Source organism: Sphingomonas sp. SP1 (genome assembly GCF_058313395.1).
The window spans coordinates 2,205,484-2,224,773 of sequence record NZ_JBZFLC010000001.1 but is presented as its reverse complement, the minus strand read 5'-3'; the positions used below and the strand labels follow the sequence as shown (position 1 = coordinate 2,224,773).

General features: G+C 65.3%; 19 protein-coding genes. 6 read left to right on the top strand and 13 right to left on the bottom strand.

Annotated elements, in window-relative coordinates; all coding sequences use genetic code 11:
* Positions 1 to 36 precede the first annotated feature (36 nt).
* The 4 genes from AC4GYS_RS11275 to thpR all read right to left on the bottom strand — a co-directional run bounded on the left by AC4GYS_RS11275 (position 37) and on the right by thpR (position 3,701).
* The gene (locus AC4GYS_RS11275; protein WP_491109170.1) at positions 37 to 1,071 is read right to left on the bottom strand and encodes a sensor histidine kinase; all 1,035 of its coding nucleotides are present in this window, start codon (positions 1,069 to 1,071) and stop codon (positions 37 to 39) included.
* On the bottom strand, positions 1,071 to 1,481 hold the full coding sequence (locus AC4GYS_RS11270) for a response regulator (RefSeq protein ID WP_491109412.1): 411 nt from the start codon (positions 1,479 to 1,481) through the stop codon (positions 1,071 to 1,073). Before AC4GYS_RS11270 ends, AC4GYS_RS11275 begins: the two co-directional genes overlap by 1 nt.
* A gap of 26 nt (positions 1,482 to 1,507) precedes the next feature.
* Positions 1,508 to 2,995: a sensor histidine kinase gene (locus AC4GYS_RS11265; RefSeq protein WP_491109169.1), complete on the bottom strand. Its 1,488-nt coding sequence runs from the start codon at positions 2,993 to 2,995 to the stop codon at positions 1,508 to 1,510.
* A gap of 151 nt (positions 2,996 to 3,146) precedes the next feature.
* Positions 3,147 to 3,701: an RNA 2',3'-cyclic phosphodiesterase gene (gene thpR, locus AC4GYS_RS11260; protein ID WP_491109168.1), complete on the bottom strand. Its 555-nt coding sequence runs from the start codon at positions 3,699 to 3,701 to the stop codon at positions 3,147 to 3,149.
* 170 nt (positions 3,702 to 3,871) lie between these two features.
* Here thpR and AC4GYS_RS11255 point away from each other — a divergent pair, with 170 nt between their 5' ends.
* Positions 3,872 to 4,600: a Bax inhibitor-1/YccA family protein gene (locus tag AC4GYS_RS11255; RefSeq protein ID WP_491109167.1), complete on the top strand. Its 729-nt coding sequence runs from the start codon at positions 3,872 to 3,874 to the stop codon at positions 4,598 to 4,600.
* Positions 4,601 to 4,709: 109 nt separating this feature from the next.
* Here the strand turns inward: AC4GYS_RS11255 and AC4GYS_RS11250 are convergent, their stop codons facing one another.
* Positions 4,710 to 5,249, bottom strand: a complete 540-nt coding sequence (locus AC4GYS_RS11250; protein ID WP_491109166.1) for a hypothetical protein — start codon at positions 5,247 to 5,249, stop codon at positions 4,710 to 4,712.
* Between the two features lie 87 nt (positions 5,250 to 5,336).
* Here AC4GYS_RS11250 and AC4GYS_RS11245 point away from each other — a divergent pair, with 87 nt between their 5' ends.
* Positions 5,337 to 6,374, top strand: coding sequence for a winged helix-turn-helix domain-containing protein (locus tag AC4GYS_RS11245; RefSeq protein ID WP_491109165.1), 1,038 nt, complete (start codon positions 5,337 to 5,339; stop codon positions 6,372 to 6,374).
* Here the strand turns inward: AC4GYS_RS11245 and AC4GYS_RS11240 are convergent.
* From AC4GYS_RS11240 to secB, 7 genes are all read right to left on the bottom strand, one after another.
* Entirely contained in the window at positions 6,355 to 7,215 is an 861-nt protein-coding gene (locus AC4GYS_RS11240; protein ID WP_491109164.1) for a dienelactone hydrolase family protein, read from the bottom strand. The genes AC4GYS_RS11245 and AC4GYS_RS11240 overlap by 20 nt on opposite strands.
* A gap of 14 nt (positions 7,216 to 7,229) precedes the next feature.
* Positions 7,230 to 7,862: a glutathione S-transferase family protein gene (locus tag AC4GYS_RS11235; RefSeq protein ID WP_491109163.1), complete on the bottom strand. Its 633-nt coding sequence runs from the start codon at positions 7,860 to 7,862 to the stop codon at positions 7,230 to 7,232.
* 117 nt (positions 7,863 to 7,979) lie between these two features.
* A complete protein-coding gene (locus tag AC4GYS_RS11230) occupies positions 7,980 to 9,683 on the bottom strand; it encodes a M28 family metallopeptidase (RefSeq protein WP_491109162.1) in 1,704 nt (567 codons plus the stop codon).
* A gap of 139 nt (positions 9,684 to 9,822) precedes the next feature.
* A complete protein-coding gene (locus AC4GYS_RS11225) occupies positions 9,823 to 10,536 on the bottom strand; it encodes a DUF4136 domain-containing protein (RefSeq protein ID WP_491109161.1) in 714 nt (237 codons plus the stop codon).
* A 105-nt stretch (positions 10,537 to 10,641) separates the two neighbouring features.
* The gene (gene trpS, locus AC4GYS_RS11220) at positions 10,642 to 11,652 is read right to left on the bottom strand and encodes a tryptophan--tRNA ligase (RefSeq protein WP_491109160.1); all 1,011 of its coding nucleotides are present in this window, start codon (positions 11,650 to 11,652) and stop codon (positions 10,642 to 10,644) included.
* Positions 11,652 to 13,205 carry a murein biosynthesis integral membrane protein MurJ gene (murJ, locus tag AC4GYS_RS11215; RefSeq protein WP_491109159.1) on the bottom strand — a complete coding sequence of 518 codons (1,554 nt, stop codon included), beginning with the start codon at positions 13,203 to 13,205 and terminating at the stop codon, positions 11,652 to 11,654. The genes trpS and murJ overlap by 1 nt, the downstream gene beginning before the upstream one ends.
* A gap of 27 nt (positions 13,206 to 13,232) precedes the next feature.
* A complete protein-coding gene (secB, locus tag AC4GYS_RS11210) occupies positions 13,233 to 13,760 on the bottom strand; it encodes a protein-export chaperone SecB (RefSeq protein ID WP_491109158.1) in 528 nt (175 codons plus the stop codon).
* 201 nt (positions 13,761 to 13,961) lie between these two features.
* Here secB and AC4GYS_RS11205 point away from each other — a divergent pair, with 201 nt between their 5' ends.
* From AC4GYS_RS11205 to AC4GYS_RS11190, 4 genes are all read left to right on the top strand, one after another.
* A complete protein-coding gene (locus tag AC4GYS_RS11205) occupies positions 13,962 to 14,615 on the top strand; it encodes a Tim44/TimA family putative adaptor protein (RefSeq protein ID WP_491109157.1) in 654 nt (217 codons plus the stop codon).
* Entirely contained in the window at positions 14,612 to 15,838 is a 1,227-nt protein-coding gene (gene mltA / locus AC4GYS_RS11200) for a murein transglycosylase A (protein ID WP_491109156.1), read from the top strand. The genes AC4GYS_RS11205 and mltA overlap by 4 nt, the downstream gene beginning before the upstream one ends.
* Before the next feature lie 139 nt (positions 15,839 to 15,977).
* Positions 15,978 to 16,361, top strand: a complete 384-nt coding sequence (locus AC4GYS_RS11195; protein WP_491109155.1) for a Smr/MutS family protein — start codon at positions 15,978 to 15,980, stop codon at positions 16,359 to 16,361.
* Positions 16,362 to 16,448: 87 nt separating this feature from the next.
* Positions 16,449 to 18,134 (top strand): putative bifunctional diguanylate cyclase/phosphodiesterase, encoded by a 1,686-nt coding sequence (locus AC4GYS_RS11190; RefSeq protein WP_491109154.1) that lies wholly within the window; start codon positions 16,449 to 16,451, stop codon positions 18,132 to 18,134.
* On the opposite strand, the gene dapE is transcribed toward AC4GYS_RS11190, so the two are convergent.
* Entirely contained in the window at positions 18,131 to 19,267 is a 1,137-nt protein-coding gene (dapE, locus tag AC4GYS_RS11185; RefSeq protein WP_491109153.1) for a succinyl-diaminopimelate desuccinylase, read from the bottom strand. The two genes, AC4GYS_RS11190 and dapE, sit on opposite strands and share 4 nt — an antisense overlap.
* Positions 19,268 to 19,290: the final 23 nt, after the last annotated feature.

Sequence of the window (19,290 nt, the reverse complement as noted above, 5' to 3'; positions counted from 1 at the left end):
CGGTGTGGCAGGATCAATGCGCGAACGGAAGCGAGCTTAAATCGCCGCCAGCAACGTCGCCCTGACGCCCTGGTGGCCGGGGTCGTAATCGACCTTGCTGGACAAAGATCGCGCCATGGCGGTGATCAGGCGGGTGCCGAGGCCGGTTCCGCGCGGGTCGGCGCCGGGGGACAGGCCGCAGCCGTCGTCTTCGACCTGCAGGCGGAAGTGGTGTTCGTCCACTCGGCGGAAATTGATGCGGATTTCGCCGGCGGCATCGGCGGGGTAGGCGTATTTGCAGGCGTTGCTGACCAGTTCGTTGACGATCACGCCCAGGCTGACGGCTTTTTCGGCCTGGACCTTGATCGGCTCGGCGTCGAGTTCGATCCGGCGGGGGGCGTGTTCGCTCGACCAGGTTTCGCGCAGCTCAGCGATCAGCGCGCCGAGATATTCGTCCATCGCGACGCTTTGCACGTCGTCGGACGCATAGAGCCGCCGGTGAACCTGCGCGATGGCCAGGATGCGGCGTTCCGTGTCCGCGAGCGCCTCGCGGGCGGGCCCTTCCTCCAGCAGGCGTGACTGCATGCCGACCATGTTGGACACGATCTGGAGAGAATTGGCGACCCGGTGATTGACCTCGTGCAGCAGCGTTTCCAGTCGGGCGTTCGACGCCCGAAGCGCTTCCTCGGCCTCGGCCTTGGCGCGTTGGAGACGAATATTCTCGAGCGCATGGGCGAAGGCCTGCTCCAGCAGATCGACGAAGTCAGGGCCGACGGATTTCACGACATAGTCGACCGCGCCCGCTTTCAAGGCGGCCACGGCGACGCTGCTTTCCTCCGAACCGGTGACGTACACGACCGGGGGCGCGTCGGGGAGTTGGCGGATCGCCGCAAGCGTCGCCACACCATCCATTTCCGGCATGTAATGGTCGACGGCAATGACGTCGAAGCCACCTTCGGCCGCCAGCGCCACGCCCTCTGCGCCGCTGGCCGCGCCGACCACGGTGTGACCCCGCCGCCCGAGCAGCTTCTCGACCAGCCGGCGAAGGCCGGCATCATCGTCGATGTAAAGGATGCGGCGAGGCTGATGCATCAGATCTCGACGTCTGGGACCTGAATTACGGACAGGAACAGGCCCAGCTGCCGGATCGCATCGGCGAAGCTTTCGTAATTCACCGGCTTGGTGATGTAGACGTTGCAGCCGAGGTCGTAGCAGCGCTGGATCTCGACCTTGTCGTCGGTGGTGGTCAGCACCACGACCGGCGTGCGCTTCAAATGATCGTCGCCCTTGATCTTGGCGAGGATGTCGGTGCCGCTCATGTCCGGCAGGTTGAGGTCGAGGAGGACCAGGGCCGGGCCGTTGCGGCCGGGTCCGTCCGGATGGTTGAACAGATAATCGAGCGCGTCCGACCCATTGAGGAAGTGGCACAGCTCGTTGGATATGCCGGCCCGCCGGATATTCTTCTCGATAAGCCGGGCGTGGCCCTCGTCGTCTTCGATCATCACGATGTTGACGGGCCGTTGATCGTTCACTGCGCTGCTCCGATGGTCAGGGTCTGGGGAAGGGTTACCCGGAAGGTGGTGCCGACGCCAACCGCCGAGTCCAGTTCGATCTGTCCGCCCAGGCGATAGATCAGCGCGCGGACGTGGGCGAGGCCGATGCCTTCACCGGGCTGATCCTGCCGGCCGGCCCGGCGGAACAGGTCGAACACGCGGTCCCTGTCGACCTCGCTGATCCCACGGCCATTGTCGCGCACCTCGAACACCGCGCGCGGACCGTCCTTCCAGCCAGCTATGCCGATCTCGCCGGGACGCGCGGGGTCGAGATATTTGACCGCATTGTCCATCAGGTTGGAGAAGATCTGCTCTATCGCCAGCCGGTCGGCGACGATGTCGGGCAGGGCGGGATCCACCGTCAGGGTCGCGCCCTTGTCGATCAGGGCATGCTCCAGCGATCGCCCGAGCTCGGTGAGCAAGGGGGACATCTTCAATTTTTCAGGGGCCAGCGTTCGTTGTCCCTGGCGCGAGAGCTTGAGGATGGCGTTGATCAGCCGATCCATCTTCTGGGTGGAAGATCGGATAAAGCCGATGGCCTCGGGCAGGTCCTCCCGCGCGTGGCGTGTCTCGGCGTCGATGATCTGCGGCGCTTCGGCTTCGGCGCGTTCGAGCAGCTTGCCGATCGTTGTGTTGGCGGTCTCCAGCTCGGCCGTGAAGCCCAGGATGTTGACCAGCGGTGAGCGCAGATCGTGACTGACGATATAGGCGAAGCGCTGAATCTCGGCATTGGCGCGGGTCAGATCGGCGGTTCGGGTACGGACCTGGCCTTCGAGGTCGGAATTGAGCACGGCGAGACGGTCGCGGGCCGCGGTCAGGTCGTGCGTGTAGCGCCGCACGAGCCAGAAGGCGGCGCCGGCGAAGACCAGCAGCAGGATCCCCATCGTCGCGAGCACGGCGTTGACGAGTTGCAGCGTCCGGCCTTCGGCAGCCGTGCGCTGGGCGAGCAACGCATCCTCTTGTTGCCGAAGCCGGCTCGTCAATTGGCGCATCCGGCGGATATTCGTGATCTGGCTCGCGGCGGCGAATTGCCGCCGCGCCTCCTCGGCTCGCCCGCTCGCCACCAACGCGACGGAAGCGCGTGTTTCCTGCAATTCCCGCTGGAGCAGCGGCCCCAAGTCGTCCCGGAGGATACGCAACTGTGAAGGATTGTCGCGCACCAGTTGTTCGATGCGCGCGAAGCTTTGCGGCACCAGCCGCGCGTTGGTTGCGTACACCTCGAGCCGGTACGGGTTCTGCGCAATCAGGTAGCCCCGCCGCCCGGTCTCCATGCGCTCCAGCTGCGTTTCGAAGGTCGCAATGGCCTGGACCACCCGGTAGGTGTGCCGGACACGATCCGTCGAGTCCCGGCTGAGGACGTAGGAATAAATGGCCGCGCCGAAGGCGGCGGCAAGAAGCAGCAGGCTGAGCGCCAGGCCGCCAAGCGCAAGGCGATTGAAGCGGCGGTCGTCGATCTCCAGCATAGATGTGATCAATTCCCCCGCAGTCGGCGCCGTCCCTCAGCCACCTTATTGAAAAGACGATAGTTTCGGAGCCGTGCCGGTCTCTAGCAGGGCAGCGGCGGGATGCAACATTGCCACCACTCGGCCGACCGTCACGTGAGAAAAAACAATCTTAGATCCCGATCCCTTCCAATGCCCCATCCGCCAGATATTCGCTCACCGGCTCGTAATGCGCGCCGTCCTTGCGCAAGTGGCTTTCGTAGAGCGTGAAACGGTCCACCGGCCAGGGCGGGGACGCTAACCCCACATGAACTTGCATCCAGCTATCGAGCAGCGGTTCGGGACCGGTCCAGCGCGCCAGCGTAATATGCGGGTGGTAGGTGCGATGCTCCGGTTCCACCCCGGCCGCCGTGCAGGCGCGGCTCACCTTTGTGGCGAGGGCGGCGAGGGGCTCGCGCGGGGCCGCTGCCGCCCAGAGAGTACCGTGACGCCGTTGTGCGAAGCGCCCAACGCCGGCGAGCCAGCAAGGAAATGGCCCGAACCGAACGGCAGCGAGGGCGGCGGCGATGTCCTCCGCCTGCGGACGTTCGACCTCGCCGATGAAGCGGAGGGTGAGGTGCAGCTGGTCCTCGTTTTGCCAGCGCAGCGGCCGGCCGTGGTCCATCACGTCCAATAATTGGTCACGGACGGTAGAGGGCGGCCGAAGGGCGACAAACAAGCGGTGCATCGACGGACCTGACGTTTTGGCAGGCAAAGCGTATGAGTTGGTTCCTTCGGGCAAGTAAAGCCGTACGCTTCCGGCAACATTTGTGTCCGGTTTCGCTTGAAAGGGTTCACGCCTTCCACGATATAGGATCACAAGGCAGGCCCATTGACCTGCCGAACATGGAGCTACTGATGCAGAACTGGTCTGACCCGCGCACGACGACCGCCGCCGCGCCCGACTATGTCGGCGTACCGCGTGCCGCCCGCGATGCGGGCCTGCGGTCCTACATGCTTTCCGTTTATAACTACATGGCGTCGGGCGTTTTGCTGACCGGCATCGTCGCCCTGCTGTTCGCCAACAGCGGAATGGCCGAGCAGGTGCTGGCCACCCCGCTGCGGTGGGTCATCATGCTGGCGCCGCTGGCGTTCGTGATGGTCATGAGCTTCGGCATGAACCGGCTTTCGACCGGTACGCTGCAGGCGCTCTACTGGGCCTTCGCGGTCGTGATGGGCCTGTCGATGAGCTCGATCTTCCTGGTCTTCACCGGCACCAGCATCGCGCAGACCTTCTTCGCGGTGGCCGCGGCCTTCGCCGGTCTTAGCCTTTGGGGCTATACCACCAAGAAGGATCTGTCGGGCTTCGGCACTTTCCTGATCATGGGTGTCGTTGGTCTGCTGGTCGCGATGGTGATCAACATCTTCCTGCAGTCCACGGTTCTGCAGCTAGCGATCAGCGCCATCGGCGTGCTGATCTTCGCCGGCCTGACCGCCTACGATACGCAGCGGATCAAGAGCATGTACGCCCACGTCGCCGGCACGGACATGATGGGCAAGGTCGTGATCATGGGCGCGCTGTCGCTTTATCTCGACTTCATCAACATGTTCACCTTCCTGCTGCAGTTCATGGGTAACCGCGAATAATGCAGTTGAGCCGCCTGGCGGCGCGCCTTGCGCGTGTCGCCGTGCGGCGGACGGTAACGAGACGAGGGCTCGGCGGGTGACCGCCGGGCCCTTTCTCTTTGTCCAGTCTTCACGGCGCTGCATTGCGGAAGAGGGCGGCCGAGAAGAGCCAAGGGACGACGAACATCATGCTGAACGTGCCCCCGCGCGGATCGCTGGGATAACCGAAGGCGGCGACCGTGAATTGCGCGGCGGCGGCGACGAGCATTGCGATCGCCATTCCCCGCGGCTGGAACCTGGCAAGGATTGCTCCGAGCAGCGCCAGCGCGAGTACGCCGCCAAACAGGAGGTTGTAGGGGTTGTCCTCCGATCGGATCATACCAACGGCGAGATTGGCCCAGACGGTGAGGAAGGCGACGCCGACCGCGATGATCGCCGCGATCCGGTAGGACCCGTTGTCCGACAGGCGGCTGGCGATTTCGACCGTACCGCACGCTACCGCGAGCATGATGCCGATGACGATGAAATCGGTTTCGTCCCAGTCAAAACCGGAGCCGGGGAACTGCATGGCGACCGCCGGCACCAGCAGCAAGGCGATGGCGCCACCCCACATCAGCACCCGCCAGCGGCTCCAGCGGCGACCTTCGAAATTGTTGGCGATCCCGGTCATTGCTTGCCTCCTTCATGTGTAACGGCTTTGCTGATGCCTCAGTTCGCCAGTGAGCGGCATGAGCAGAGCATGAGGAAGTACTGAGGAATGGCGGGGGCGGGTTTCAGGTTCGGCGATTACCGGCTCGACGCGGCCGAGCGGCAGTTGTGGCGAGGCACCGAGCCGGTAGATGTCAACGGACGCTATCTCGACGCGCTGCTCCTGCTGGTGCGCGAAGGGGGGCGACTGGTGTCCAAGGACCGCTTCATGGCGGAGGTCTGGCGCGGGGTGCCGGTCACGGACGAGGCGTTGACCCAGTGCATCCGTACCCTGCGCCGGTGCCTGGGCGATGAGGCGGCGCGGCCGCGTTTCATCGAAACGGTGCCGAAGCACGGTTATCGCTTCATCGCTTCGGTCGACGATGCCGGCAAATTGCCCGCTGCGCGCCCGAAGCTCAGCCGTCGCTGGTTGCCGATGGCCTTGGCTGGCGTCGGCGGCGGGGCCGCGGCGGGCTTAGCGGGCGGGCTGGTCTATGGTTTTGTGGCGGGGGGCCAGCCGGGGGTCGGGGCGGCATCGGTCCTTGCAGTCGTAGTAAGCGTCTGCCTGCTGGTCGGTGCGCTGGGAGCGAGCGGGGTGGCGGGCGGCATCGCGATGCTGGGAACCGGAAGGCCGCTGCAATGGAGTGCCGCTGGCGGAGCGCTGGGCGGGCTGGTCGTCGGGGCGCTGTTTCGGCTGGTCGGCCTGGATGCCTTTGCACTGTTGCTGGGACGCGCGCCGCTGGGGGTGGCGGGGCCATTCGAGGGCGTGTTGCTGGGCGGCGCCGTCGGGCTGGGTGCGGGGCTGGCGTTCGGCAAAGGTTGGAGCTTCCGGCGTGCTGTGCTGATCGCGACCGCCGCCGGCGGCATCGCGGGGCTCGTCATTCCATTGCTTGGCGGGCGCTTGATGGCCGGCAGCCTGCAATTGCTGTCGACCGCGTTTCCAAGCTCACGCATTCGAATGGATGGGATCGGCCAACTGCTCGGCGAGCAAGGTTTCGGGCCAGTGAGCCAAGCGGTCACTGGCGCGCTGGAGGGTGGTCTGTTCGCCGGCTGCATCGTCGCGGCGATGCTGGCGGCGGCGCGGCGGATCAGCCGAGGTGACGCTTGAAGAAGCGGATGGTCCGGCCCCAGGCGAGGTCGGACGCTGCCTTGTTGTAGCGTTCGGCCGAGGTGTCGTTGTTGAAGGCGTGATTGGCACCGTCATAGATCTGGAAGGTGACAGGCTTGCCCGCCTCGCGAAGGGCCGTGACCCACGGGAAGAGGGTCTGGGCGACGCGCTCGTCGAGGCTGGCGTGGTGAATCAGTAGCGGCGCCTGGACCCTGGTCGCCTCTGTCGGCGCTGGCGCTGGACCATAATAGACGACACCGGCGTCGAGCTTGTCACCAGCCGCAACGGCGAGGCGGTTCACATAGGCACCGCCCCAGCAGAAGCCGACTGCACCGACCTTGCCCCCGCGGCTTGAGCGGGCGAACTCGTTCAGCATGGCGACCCCCGTCTGCGTGGCGACGGCCAGGTCAAGCTTGCCGATGGCGTCGCGGGCCGCGTCCTCGTCAGCCGGGGTGCCACCGACGGGAGACAGGAAGTCTGGTGCGACAGCACGATAGCCAGCGAGCGCAGCGCGGCGCGCGACGTCACGGATGTGGTCATTGAGTCCGCGGTTTTCGTGAATGACGATCACCGTCGGCTTCAGGGAACGGCTGCGGGGCTCTGCCACATAGGCTTTGTAGCCGCCGGCTGTGGTGATGGTGCGGGTGACGAGACGTTTGTCGTCCGCCGGGACAACGGCGGCTGCGGCAGGACTGGCCGCGATGGAGCCGATCAGCGCTTCGGCTGCGGCGGCACTGCCGGCAAGGGCAACCATCCGCGTCATGAAGTCGCGGCGCGGCATCCCGTCGTGGGTGAAGCGATCGTAGAGCGCGATGGCCTTCTGCTTGAGTTGATCGTCCATCGCCTTACTCCTTGCTAGTTCGCGGCGCCGGCCTTCAGCGCTTCGGCGGCTTCTTCATCGATTCGCTTGGCGCGTCGATACGCCTCTCGTTCCGTACAGCGGGTCACGAACGCCCCGATTGCGGGGCGGGGTTCCAGCATGCCGAACATCATCATGAAGCCGAGTTGCGATGCGACATACAAATCCGCCGCGGTGAAATGGTCGCCACAGATGAACGTGCGGCCTTCCAGCAGTTGCTCGATCGTATCGATGGTAAGGTCGAAATTGCCGTAGCCGAACATGCGCTGGCGTTCGGGCGTGGGTTCGAAGCCGGCGGCCTTGTTGCTGAAGGCGTGCTCGATGGGGCCGGAAGCAAAGAAAAGAAAACGGTAATAGTCCGCCCGGTCGTCGGTCGGCGGGGCAAGGCCGGCGGCGGGAAACGCGTCGGCCAGGTAGGCGCAAATGGCCGCGACCTCCGTCACCACCCGATCGCCGTGACGGATGGCCGGGATCTTGCCCATCGGGTTCACCGCCAGATAATCGGGACCTTTCAGGGTTGTCGCATAGTCGAGGATCACCGTCTCATAGGGCGCGCCGACCTCTTCCAGCATCCACCGGACGATCTGCCCGCGCGATTGCGGATTGGTATAGAAGGTGAGGTCGGACATGGTCGCTCCTCCTTGCAGAACAAACGGCGAACCTATCGGTCTTTCGCAGCCGCTTCAAGCGTATCGGGCACCGCACCGGTCCCGCCCTTCGGAGCCGGACCGGTCGACGTGCCAGGCTCAGCCCCGCTCCCCGGCCGGGCTGACAGGGGGCGCTTCCTGCGGTGCGGAAGGAGCCTGGCCACGATCGGTGGACGTGCCATCGCGGACCGAGCGGAACTCGCTGTCCGGGCTCCAGTTCGGCCAAGCGGTCGAATTGGCGAGGTCACGCCCGACCAGATGCAGCAGTTGGGCATCCTGCACCATGCCCGAAAAGTCCCAGCCGGGCTGATATTCGTCATCCTGCTGATGATAGCGCTTGGCGGTGTAATCGGCCGCGATCGCGTCGCCGCGGGCGATGCCGCCGTTCACCAGATCATTGCCGGAGCGGAAGCTGATCGCCGGGACACCCTGCTTGGCGAAGGGGAAGTGATCGGAACGGAAGAAGCCGCCGGCTTCGGGCCGGGGATCGGGCGTGAAGGTCCGGCGCTGCGTCTGCGCGGCTGCGATCAGTCGGTCGAGCAATTCAAGCCGGGCGGTCCCCGAAATGGAGAAGTTACGGGCCGGCCCATTCACACCCATTGAGTCGGTATTCAGGACCCCAACCGTCTTGCTGAGCGGAAACAAAGGGTTGGCGACATAGTATTCGGAACCGAGCAGCCCCTTTTCCTCTGCGCCGACCGCGAGGAATACGACCGAGCGGTCGGTCCGAGGCGCGCGGGCAAACATGCGCCCCTGCTCGATCAGCTGCGCGATCCCGGTCGCGTTGTCGATCGCGCCGTTGTAGATGGTGTCGCCGTTCGCGTCCGGCGCGCCCACCCCGATATGGTCGTGGTGAGCGGTGTAGATGACCGTCTCGTCCGGGCGCCTTTTGCCGGGCAGCATGCCGACGACGTTGTAGCTGGTGATCACCTGGGTCCGCGCGTTGGCGGTGGCGCCAAGTGTCGCCTTGAGATCGATGGGCTGAAAGTCGCGCCGCCGGGCCGCTGCCTTGGCCTGCTCAAAATCTAGTCCGGCGTCGGCAAAGATGCGACGCGCGGTTTCCAGCGTGATCCAGCTTTCAAAAGGCGTGTGGCGTTGCGCCGGATTCTGCCGGACGATGTCGAACATGGTATTGGTGTTCGAATTCTTGACCGTGTTCCAGCCGTAGGAGGCGGGCTCGGTTTCGTGCACGATCATGACACCGGCGGCGCCGCGCTTTGCGGCCTCTTCATACTTGTAGGTCCAGCGGCCGTAATAGGTCATCGCCTTGCCGCCGAAATCGCCTTCCCCGCCCTCGAAATCCGGATCGTTGATCAGGACCACCAGAATCTTCCCGCGCACGTCCTGGTTCTTGAAATCGTCCCACTGCCGTTCCGGCGCACTGGTGCCATAGCCGGCAAAGACGAGCGGTGCGTTGGCGATGCGCAGCTGAGTCGTGCCGTTGAGCGGCGAACGGACGGCGATCTCGTTGCCCTGGGTCAGGCGAAGGCCGCTGCGAGCGGTCTGGACCGTAAACACGGGATCGCCCGCGAAGTCGGACTGAAGCAGGGGCACGGCCTGGGTCCACTGCCGCCGGCCGTCGCGAATGTCGCCACCGGGCTGCAAACCGGCGGCGCGGAACTGCTGCGTCAGGTAGGCGACGGTCTTGGTCTCACCCGGGGTCGCAGGAGCGCGGCCCTGGTAGCTGTCGTCACTGATGGTCTTGACCGTCTGCTCCATGCGCGCGGCAGCGCCCTGCTGGGCAGCGGCGGGAACGGCGGTTAGAGAGGTGGCGGCAAGCAGAAGGGCAAGGGGTCGGATCACGGTTGACGCTCCAGACTGTTGAACGATGCGAGCCGTTCATGCGCCGGAGACGGTCGCAGGGGAAGGGTTTCCGTGATCCATGAAAAAGGCCCGTCCGGAGGATACCTCCAGACGGGCCTGTCGAGCGGTGTCGTAGCGATCAGGCGCGCTTCTTGGCGGGCACCGTGATGCGAACCGTTTCGCCGCTGCGTCCCGGGAAGCCGGTAAACATGGCCTCTATCAGGTTCGGAACCAGCGTTTGCAGTTCGTCGGTCTGGGAGCGGGCCTGGGCGCGGCCTTCGAACAGCGGCTGGTTGGTCGCGCGGTCGCGGATGTCGAGTTCCAGCTTGCTGCGATACTCGGTGTAGGAGCTGATCCCGCCGCCGTACCAGAAGGGATCGTCCCAGCCATAGTAGAAGGGGGAGCGATAACCGGCGTAGCCAAAGCGGCTGTAGTAGGGCCGGCCGCGGTACACGCCCCAGAAGGGATCATAACCGAACCGGCTGCCATAATAACCGCGATAGAAGGGATCGTTGAGGCGGCTGCGGACAAACGGATCCTCGACGATCACCTGCCGGCCATCATCCACCCCATAACCGAGCTGGACGACGAACTGGGCCTGCTGGGGCGATGCCACCTGGCGATAGCCGCGGGCAGCCATCTGCTGCGCCACGAGCTGGGCATACTGATTGAACTCAAGACCGCCGCCACGGGCTGCGCCGAGGCCGGGAACGACCGCGAAGGTCTGCCCCTGGGCAACCGGCATCGCCTGGAAGCGGGTGACCTTGGTTGGGAGGGAGGCGGCACAGCCACTCACCGCCAGTGCCGACGCGCCGAGCAGGACAGCTGCGGCCAGCTTCTTCGAAATGTTCATGCAGGCAAGCCTTTCGACTCGGAGAAATTCCGTTCTACCAAAGGCTTATAACAGAACAGGGGGTGAACCGTCGATGAAGCGAGTGTCAGTGTCGACGGGCCGACTTTACTTGAGACCGACCGCCTGTTGCGCGGCAAGGAGGGTGGGGGCCGCCAGCTCGCGGGCCTTGGCGGCGCCGGACGCGAGGTGCGCGTCGAGCGCGGCGGGATCGGTGCGAAGGTCGATCAATCGGCCGCGGATGGGGGCGAGCAAGGCGATCAGGGCATCGGCGAGAGCGGGCTTGAATGCGCCGAAACCCTGGCCGGCGTGATCGGTCAGGATCTGTTCGACCGAGCGGCCCTGGACTGCAGCCATGATCCCGACGAGGTTGCGAGCCTCCGCCCGGCCTTCCAGGAGCGCGGGATCGTCTGGCAGCGGATCAGGGTCGGTCCGGGCCTTGCGAATTTTCTGCGCGATAAGATCGTCGTCGTCGGTCAGGTTGACCCGGCTCATGTCCGACGGGTCGGACTTGCTCATCTTGGCCGATCCATCGCGCAGCGACATGACGCGCGCTGCCGCCCCGCCGCCGATGAACGGTTCGGGCGGGGTGAAGACATCGCAGTCGTAATCCGTGTTGAACTTAAGCGCGATGTCGCGGGTCAGTTCGACGTGCTGCTTCTGGTCTTCGCCGACGGGCACGTGGCTGGCGCGATAGAGCAGGATATCGGCCGCCTGCAGGACCGGATAGTCGAACAGGGCGACCGAAGCGCCTTCGCGGTTCTTGCCCGACTTGTCCTTCCACTGCGTCATTCGATTGAGCCAACCCATGCGGGCGGTGCCGTTGAGGATCCAGCACAGCTCGGAATGGGCGGGAACATCGGTCTGGGTGAACAGCGCCGACCTGGCCGGGTCGATTCCGCTGGCGATCAGGGCCGCCGCCATTTCGCGGATCTGCGCACGGCGGAGCGCCGGGTCGATATAGTCCGAAAGAGAATGGAGATCGGCCAGGAAGAAGAGGCAAGGCGCCTCGTCCTGCATCTGGACCCAGCGGAGGATAGCGCCAAGCAGGTTGCCTATGTGCAGGCTGCCGGTCGGCTGGATGCCGGACACGACGCGGGTGACGGGAATATCGTTCATCAGGTAGCGGCCCGCTTGCGGCGCAGGCTGGCGATCGCTTCCCGGTCGACGCCGCCGATCAGGAAGGCGACCCCGAAATAGACGAGCGCGCCCGTGCCGACGAGGACCCCGAGGCCTACGACCCGCTCGACGAAGCTGCCCAGGAACCAGTCGGCGAGCACTTCACGCAGGACGAATAGTGCGACCGCCATGGCGAGGGCGGAGATAATCTGTCGGACCACCCTGCTGACCAGCCAGACCGGCATGCGGAACTGACCGCGGGCGTAAAGGATCGACAGCAGCGCCAAAAAATTGATCCACGCGCCCGCCGACGTGACCGTTGCGAGGCTGAAGATGCCGATCTGGGGGATCAGCAGGAAATTGGCAGGAATGCTGAGCGCCAGGATCGACATGGCGATGAAAACCGGTGTGCGGACGTCCTTGCGGGCGTAGAAGGCAGGCGTCAGCACCTTCACCAGCACATAGGCGGGCAGTCCGGTGACCAGGATCGCGAGAATGCTCGCCGTGGTCTGCGCCGCCTCCAGCGAATAATCGCCGGCACGGTAAAGGGCGCCGATGATCGGAAAGGCCGCGACCATCAGCGCGAGTGTGGCCGGTAGGGTCAACAGCATCGACAGGTCGAAGGCGCGGGCCTGAACGTCGCTGGCAGCGCTTTCATCATTGCGGGCGATGGCCTGGCTGATCGACGGCAGGATGGCGACGCCGAGGGCGGTGCCGATGATCGACAGCGGCAGCTGGTTCAACCGGTCGGCATAGCTGAGCATCGTCAGCGCGCCTTCGCCAAGACTGGACGAGAAGTAGGCATAGAATAATTGGCTGATCTGGTAGACGCCGGCCGCGATCGTGGCGGGCAGGATCAGGATCACCAGTTCCTTGACGGCCGGGGTCATGCGTGGCCGGCCGAAGTGAAGGTGGATGCCGGCCCGGCGCACCGCGACCCAGCACAGCGCGAACTGGACGATGCCGCCGACCAACACCGCGATCGCCATGGTGCGAACAACCGAGATATCGTCGCGGGGGGCGACCAACAGGCCAACGATGAGCGCGATGTTGAGCAGAGCCGGCGCAAACGCCGCGGCAACGAAGCGGGTCAGCGAATTAAGGACGCCGGACAGTAGCGCCACCATGCTAATGAACAGCAGGTAGGGGAAGGTCCAGCGCGACAGTTCGGTCGCAAGTTGAAGCTTGCCCGGCACGTCCGCATAGTCAGGCACGACCAGCAGCAGCACTGCCGGCATGAAGATGACGAACACCACCGTAACCAGCAGCAGCGCGGGCATGAATACGGAGAGGATTTCGTTGGAGAAACGCTCCGCTTCCTCCTGACCACCGCTTGCCAGCCTGCGGCTGAACAGGGGCACGAAGCCCGACGAGAAGGCGCCTTCCGCAAATAACCGGCGGAAGATGTTGGGCAGGAGGAAGGCGAGATTGAACGCGTCGTTGGCGTGACTGGCGCCAAGCACACGCGCGGCAATCATGTCGCGCACGAAACCCAGCACCCGGCTGACCATTGTCAGCCCGCCGATGGTTCCGGTCGTCTTGAGTAGATTCACTTCTGGGTCCCCCGCCCGAGCGTCCGGTTACTGGACGGACGGGGCCCCGTTTTCGCCCGCCTGATCATGCTGCGCCTGCATCTGCGCCATGTAGATCGCGCCGAAGTCGATCGGGTCGAGCATCAGCGGCGGGAAGCCGAGGTCCTGGGTCGCACTCGCGATCACCTGGCGCGCAAACGGGAACAGCAGTCGCGGCGCCTCCACCAGCAGGAAGGGGGCCAAGGCCTCTTCGGGGACGTTGCGGAGCGCGAACAGGCCGCCGTAACTGAGGTCGATCACGAAATGGACGCCACTCTGCGACTTGGCTGAGGCGTCGATCTTCAGCACCACCTCATGCACCTCGTCGGCGGCCTTGGTGAGGTTGATGTTGAACTGGACGTCGAGCTGCGGCTGTTCGCCCCACTGGTAGACCTGCGGCGACGACGGATTCTCGACCGACAGGTCCTTGATGTACTGGGCAATCGCCGCGACCTGCGGCTGGTCGTCGAGCGCCGGATCGCCATTGCCGTTACCAGCGGCGGTCGGAGTGATGGTGCTGTCCTGCTCGTCGGCCATGATCGTCTTTTCAAACCTTTGCGATGGGGCTGGGAAAAAGGGGCAATGCGCCCCTCCACCTTCAGCCGGGCGCGTAGCAGCAGGGTAAGGACGGCGCAACCGCGGGTCGGACTGCGCGATAGGCACAATGAAGGGGTTGGACGGGTGCATCCCTGCGCCTATGTTGCGCGTTACATACGCAACCCCTTGTCAGGACGAGCCTTGGTTTCGATCATCATCCTTGCCCTCGTGGCCTTGTTCATCGGCCTGCGCCTTTACAGCGTGTTGGGCGAGCGCACCGGCCATGAGCAGCAATTGACTCTGAAGCCGGCGGAGCAGGATGCCGCGGTCGGCCCGCGTCCTGCGACCTCCCCCCTGGCGCCGGCGAACCCGGCGGATCCCGGCGGCGATGCCTACCTGCCGACGGCGGGACCGGGTGTGCGCGCTTTGCTGGCATCCGATCCGCAGTTTGACGTGGCCCGCTTCCTGGAAGGTGCGCAGGCGGCGTACCGGATGATCCTGGAAGCTTTCTGGAAGGGCGAGCTGGAGTCGGTTCGTGAATTCCTCGATCCGGAAGTCTATGACACGTTCGCCACTGCTCTGGCGGATCGGGAGGCGGCGGGGCATAGCCTGGACAACCGCCTGGTGGCCATTGAACAGGCGCTGATCGCCGCGGCCCAAGTCGACGGCAAGGTCGCGACCCTGGCGGTTCGGTTCGAAGCCGACATCGCCGCGGTGACCCGCAATGCCGAGGGCGAGGTGATCGCCGGCTCGTTGAGCGATGCGGTTCAGACTCGGGACAAGTGGACCTTCCGCCGCGACCTTGGCTCGGCCGATCCGAACTGGATCCTGATCGAAACCGACGAAGAAGAGTGAGCCGTTCCTTTCGTTTGGTCGCGGCCGCCGGCGCGGCATTGCTAGCCGCGGCCTGCACAACCGTCCGTACGCCGGCTCCAGTGCCTCCCGTCGTGCCGCCGGTGGTGACACCGGTGCCGGCGCCGCCTCCGGTCGTTGAGGCGCCCAAGCCCCGTACCGCCGTCGAGGCAGGGGTCGCGCTGGCGTCGCCGCGCACCTTCACGCACGCCCATGCCGAGCGCGCGCTGAATGCCTTTCGTCGCAGCTGTCCGGTGCTGGTCCGTCGCCGGGACGCGTCCGGCCTGACCGCTGGCGCTGATTGGCAGGCCCTCTGCGCCGAGGCCGCGACCGTCCAGCCGGCAACCGCAAGCGCCTTTTTCCGGGATCGTTTCGAGTGGGTCCGGGTCGGGGCCGAGCCGGCCTTTGCAACCGGCTATTACGAGCCGGAGATCGTGGGGTCCCGCACTCCGCAGCCAGGCTACACGCCAATCTATCGAACCCCGCCCGATCTCATCCGCTGTACGCGTGCCGACGGCCAGACCGGCCGCGGGCGCTATGATGAAACCGGGCAATGCGTCCTGTACCCGACCCGGGCGGAGATCGAGGACGGAGCGCTTGCGGGCAAGGGCCTGGAGCTTGCATGGGCGGCTGATCCGGTCGAACTGTTCTTTCTGGAGATCCAAGGCTCCGGGCGTCTCCGCCTGCCGGACGGGTCCGTGATGCGGCTGGGTTATGACAACCAGAACGGCCGGGAATACGTCGCCATCGGGCGGTTGCTGCGCGAGCGCAACATCCTTCCGCCGGGTGGTGCCAACATGGCCGCAATTCGGGCCTGGATGAAGAGTCAGCCCGATGGCGGGCGATCGCTCATGCGAGAGAATCTGAGCTACATCTTTTTCCGGGAATTGACCGGGCCCGGACCGCTTGGTGCGATGAATGTCCCGGTGACGGCGCAGGCGACGGTTGCAGCCGATCCGCTGTTCGTTCCGCTGGGCGCTCCGGTTTGGCTGGACGTCGACCGGCCGGAGGCGGACGGCCTCTGGGTAGCGCAGGATACCGGGGGCGCGATCAAGGGCACCAACCGCTTCGACACTTTCTGGGGCGCAGGCGATTATGCCACCGTTGTCGCCGGTGGAATGGCGGCAAAGGGCGAGGCGTTGCTGCTGTTGCCGCGCGGCAGCGTCAGCCGGGCGCTGGCCGCGCGAGCGACAGCGGCGGCGAGCGGTGCGGCCACTCAGCGCTGAGGAGCAGGCGCTTTGGGCCAAAGTCACCGCGACAATCACGCCGCTTAGCCGCGAGCCGGTCCCGCGCAGTGCTGTTACACATGAAGCTGTCGCTTTAGCGGCCGCCAAACCGCCCCCGCCCGTCAAGGTGAAGGGGAGGGTGCCCCCGCCGCGCCTTGCGCCGCAACCCCCTCCAGCCCCGATTCGGATTGAAGGCAATCTCGACGGGCATTGGGACCGGCGCCTTCGTGCCGGTACGGTCACCCCGGACCGCATCCTCGACCTTCACGGCCATTCGCTGAATGGCGCCTGGGAAGCGATCGACGGGGTATTGGAGCGGGCAATCGCCGGCGGCGACCGGCTGGTGTTGCTGATCACCGGACACCATCGGCCGGGCGAAGCACCGGTTCAGCGGGACAAGATCCGCGCGGCCGTGCACGACTGGCTGGCGGTCTCACGCCACGCTCCGAGGATCGCGGCGGTCCGCAACGCGCACCGACGGCATGGGGGCGGCGGGAGCCTGTACATCATCCTTCGCCGGTGAGCGTTCCTACCAGCCGTCACGCTTTCTTAACTGGCTTTCATTAACCCTGATGAAGCGCGGACCCTTGCCTCCGCGCAAAGGGAAGCGATGAAGGACGGCGAAGCGCAGAAGCTCAGCAACGTCATCCTGTCCGGTGTGGCAGGGGTGGCGTCGTTCGTCTTCAGCCTTGGCGCGTTCCTGACCCTGACGCAACTGAACCAGCAAATCCTCGCCAGCGTGCTGGCCGGCGCGTTCTGCCTGCTGATCTGCTACATCGCGGCCGAACGGCCCAACAGCGAAAGTGCCCGGGCGCTTGCAGCCCTGGGGGAGCGGCTGCTGGCGGTGGAGGAGGGCGATCTGACCAGCCCTACTCCGCCGATCGTCGGCCGGACGCACCCAAAGCTTGCCGCCGCGGTCGACAGCCTGTTTGCCGAGGTGCGTTCGTCGATCGACAATGCCCAGGCCCTGGGAATGTTCGATTCCGTCACCTCGCTTCCGAACCGATTGAACTTCCGCGCCGAGGCCGAACGGCTTTTGACGGGCTCCGACGAACCCCGGGGCGGCGCACTGATGTTCGTCGATCTCGACCGGTTCAAGGCGGTCAACGACAGCCTTGGCCATGCCCGTGGGGACCAGTTGCTGGTGATGGTCGCCAACCGGCTGCGAGTGGTGGTGAACGGGGAAAGCGGTCAAAGCCCGCTGCGTCCGCTGCTTGCGAGGCTGGCAGGCGACGAGTTCACACTGTTCTTCCCGGGGCTCACCGATGTGGGCGAGATCGACCGGATTGCCCGGCGCGTAGTCCTGGCGATCGGCGAGCCGTTCGAACTGCACGGACACAGCATCGATATCGGTGCGTCCGTAGGCGTTGCCCTGGCGCCGAGCCAGGCGGCGGGCATCGAGAATCTGATGAAATCGGCCGACATCGCCATGTATCAGGCGAAGCGGCGCGGCGGCGGGCAGCATTGCCTGTTCAGCGAAGCGCTGGCGGCCGAGCATATCCGCAAAGTAGAAACCGAAAAGGCTTTGACCGAAGCCGTGCAACGAGGCGAGTTCCTGCTCGCCCTGCAACCGCAGCTGAGCCTTTCGACGGGAGAGATCACCGGGGCGGAAGCGCTGCTGCGCTGGAACCACCCCCGGGAAGGAATGCGCGCGCCTGCGACGTTCATTCCAGTCGCCGAGCAGACCGGGATCATCGGCGAGATTGGCGACTGGGTGATTGCGGAGGTCGCGGCGTTGCTTGCCAACTGGAACGACGCAGGGACAGTAGGGCGGCGCATCGCATTCAACGTCAGCCCCCGCCAGCTTGACCGCGCGGACTTCTTCGCCAGGCTTCGGCAGGCGCTGGCGGATCAGCGGGTTCCGTTGAGACAGGTCGAGCTGGAGTTCACCGAAAGCTGCGCGATGGAATGTTCGACGGCGGTCCTGAAGGAGATTGCCGCGCTACGGGCCGACGGCGCGACCATCGCTTTGGACGATTTCGGTACTGGCTATTCCAACATCTCGCGCTTGCGGACGCTGCCGATTGACCGGGTCAAGCTGGACCCGACGCTGATCGCTGACATCGAGAGCTGCGACAAGGCGCGGGTCATGGTGCAGGCGATCATCCACCTGGTGAAAGGTGTCGGCTGCGAAGTGGTTGCGGAAGCGGTCGAGAGCGTGGACCAGGCGGACATCCTGCGCGCAATGGGTTGCGATACTGTCCAGGGGTTCGTTTTCGCCCAGCCGATGTTCGAGGTCGAGTTCGACAGATGGACGAGCAACGCCGCGCGCGGATCCGGGCGGAACGTCGCCTAAGCGACCACCTGCGTCAGGATGCGCCGGTAGACGCGCATCAACGCGCGGATATCCTCGACCCCGGCGCTTTCATCGACTTTGTGCATCGTCGCATTGGGAAGGCCGAAATCGACCACCGGACATAGTTGGATGAGAAAGCGGCCGTCGGAAGTGCCGCCACTGGTCGAGAGTGCCGGCGTGATTCCGCATTCGGCCTCGATGGCGCTCACCACCAGATCATAAAGTTGGCCTGGCGGGGTCAGAAAGGCCTCCCCCGAAATACGGGAGCGAACGGAGGCGCGAGGTTCGACCTCCTGCGCGATGCGCTCCACCGTTCGGATCAGATCCTCGCCGCGCTGCAGATTGTTGAAGCGAATGTTCAGCTGCGCCGTGGCCGAGGCGGGAATGACGTTGCTGGCATGGGTCGGCGTGTCCACGCCGGTAAATTCCAGGTTGGACGGCGGAAAGGCATCGGTGCCGTCGTCCAGCTCCAGCGCGGACAGGGCCTCGATGATGCGACCGAGCTTCGGGACGGGGTTGTCGGCCTTGTGCGGATAGGCAACATGGCCCTGGGTTCCGGGCACGTCGATCCACATGTTGACCGAGCCGCGGCGGCCGATCTTGACCGTGTCGCCCAGTTGTCCCTCGGACGTGGGTTCACCGATCAGGATCATGTCGGGTCGGATGCCGCGCTCTTTCAGCCAGTTGATGATGCGCGGCGTGCCGTAGGTGGCATAGCCTTCCTCATCTCCGGTGATCAGGAAGGACAGAGTGCCGCGCTGATGGGGGGTGGAGGCAACCGCCCCGACCATCGCCGCGATGGCGCTTTTCATGTCGTTCGAGCCCCGGCCGACCAGGCGCCCGTCCTCAATCCGCGCGGCAAACGGGTCGCCGCTCCAGCCCGCGCCCGCCGGAACGACGTCGAGATGACCGGCAAAGCCGAAATGGGGGCCTGGCCCGGCCTCTCGAATTGCAACCATGTTTTCGGTGGGACCGTCCGGGGCCTCCCCAAGGACGAAGCGGTGGACGGCGAAACCAAGGCTCGTCAAAGCCTGGTCCAGCACGTCGAATACGGCTCCGCTCGCGGGCGTGACGGACGGAACGGAAATCAGCTTGGCGGCGAGCTCGACCGGGTCGATGATGGGCATGGGCATGGGCGCAGGCGCTAGCACAGGGG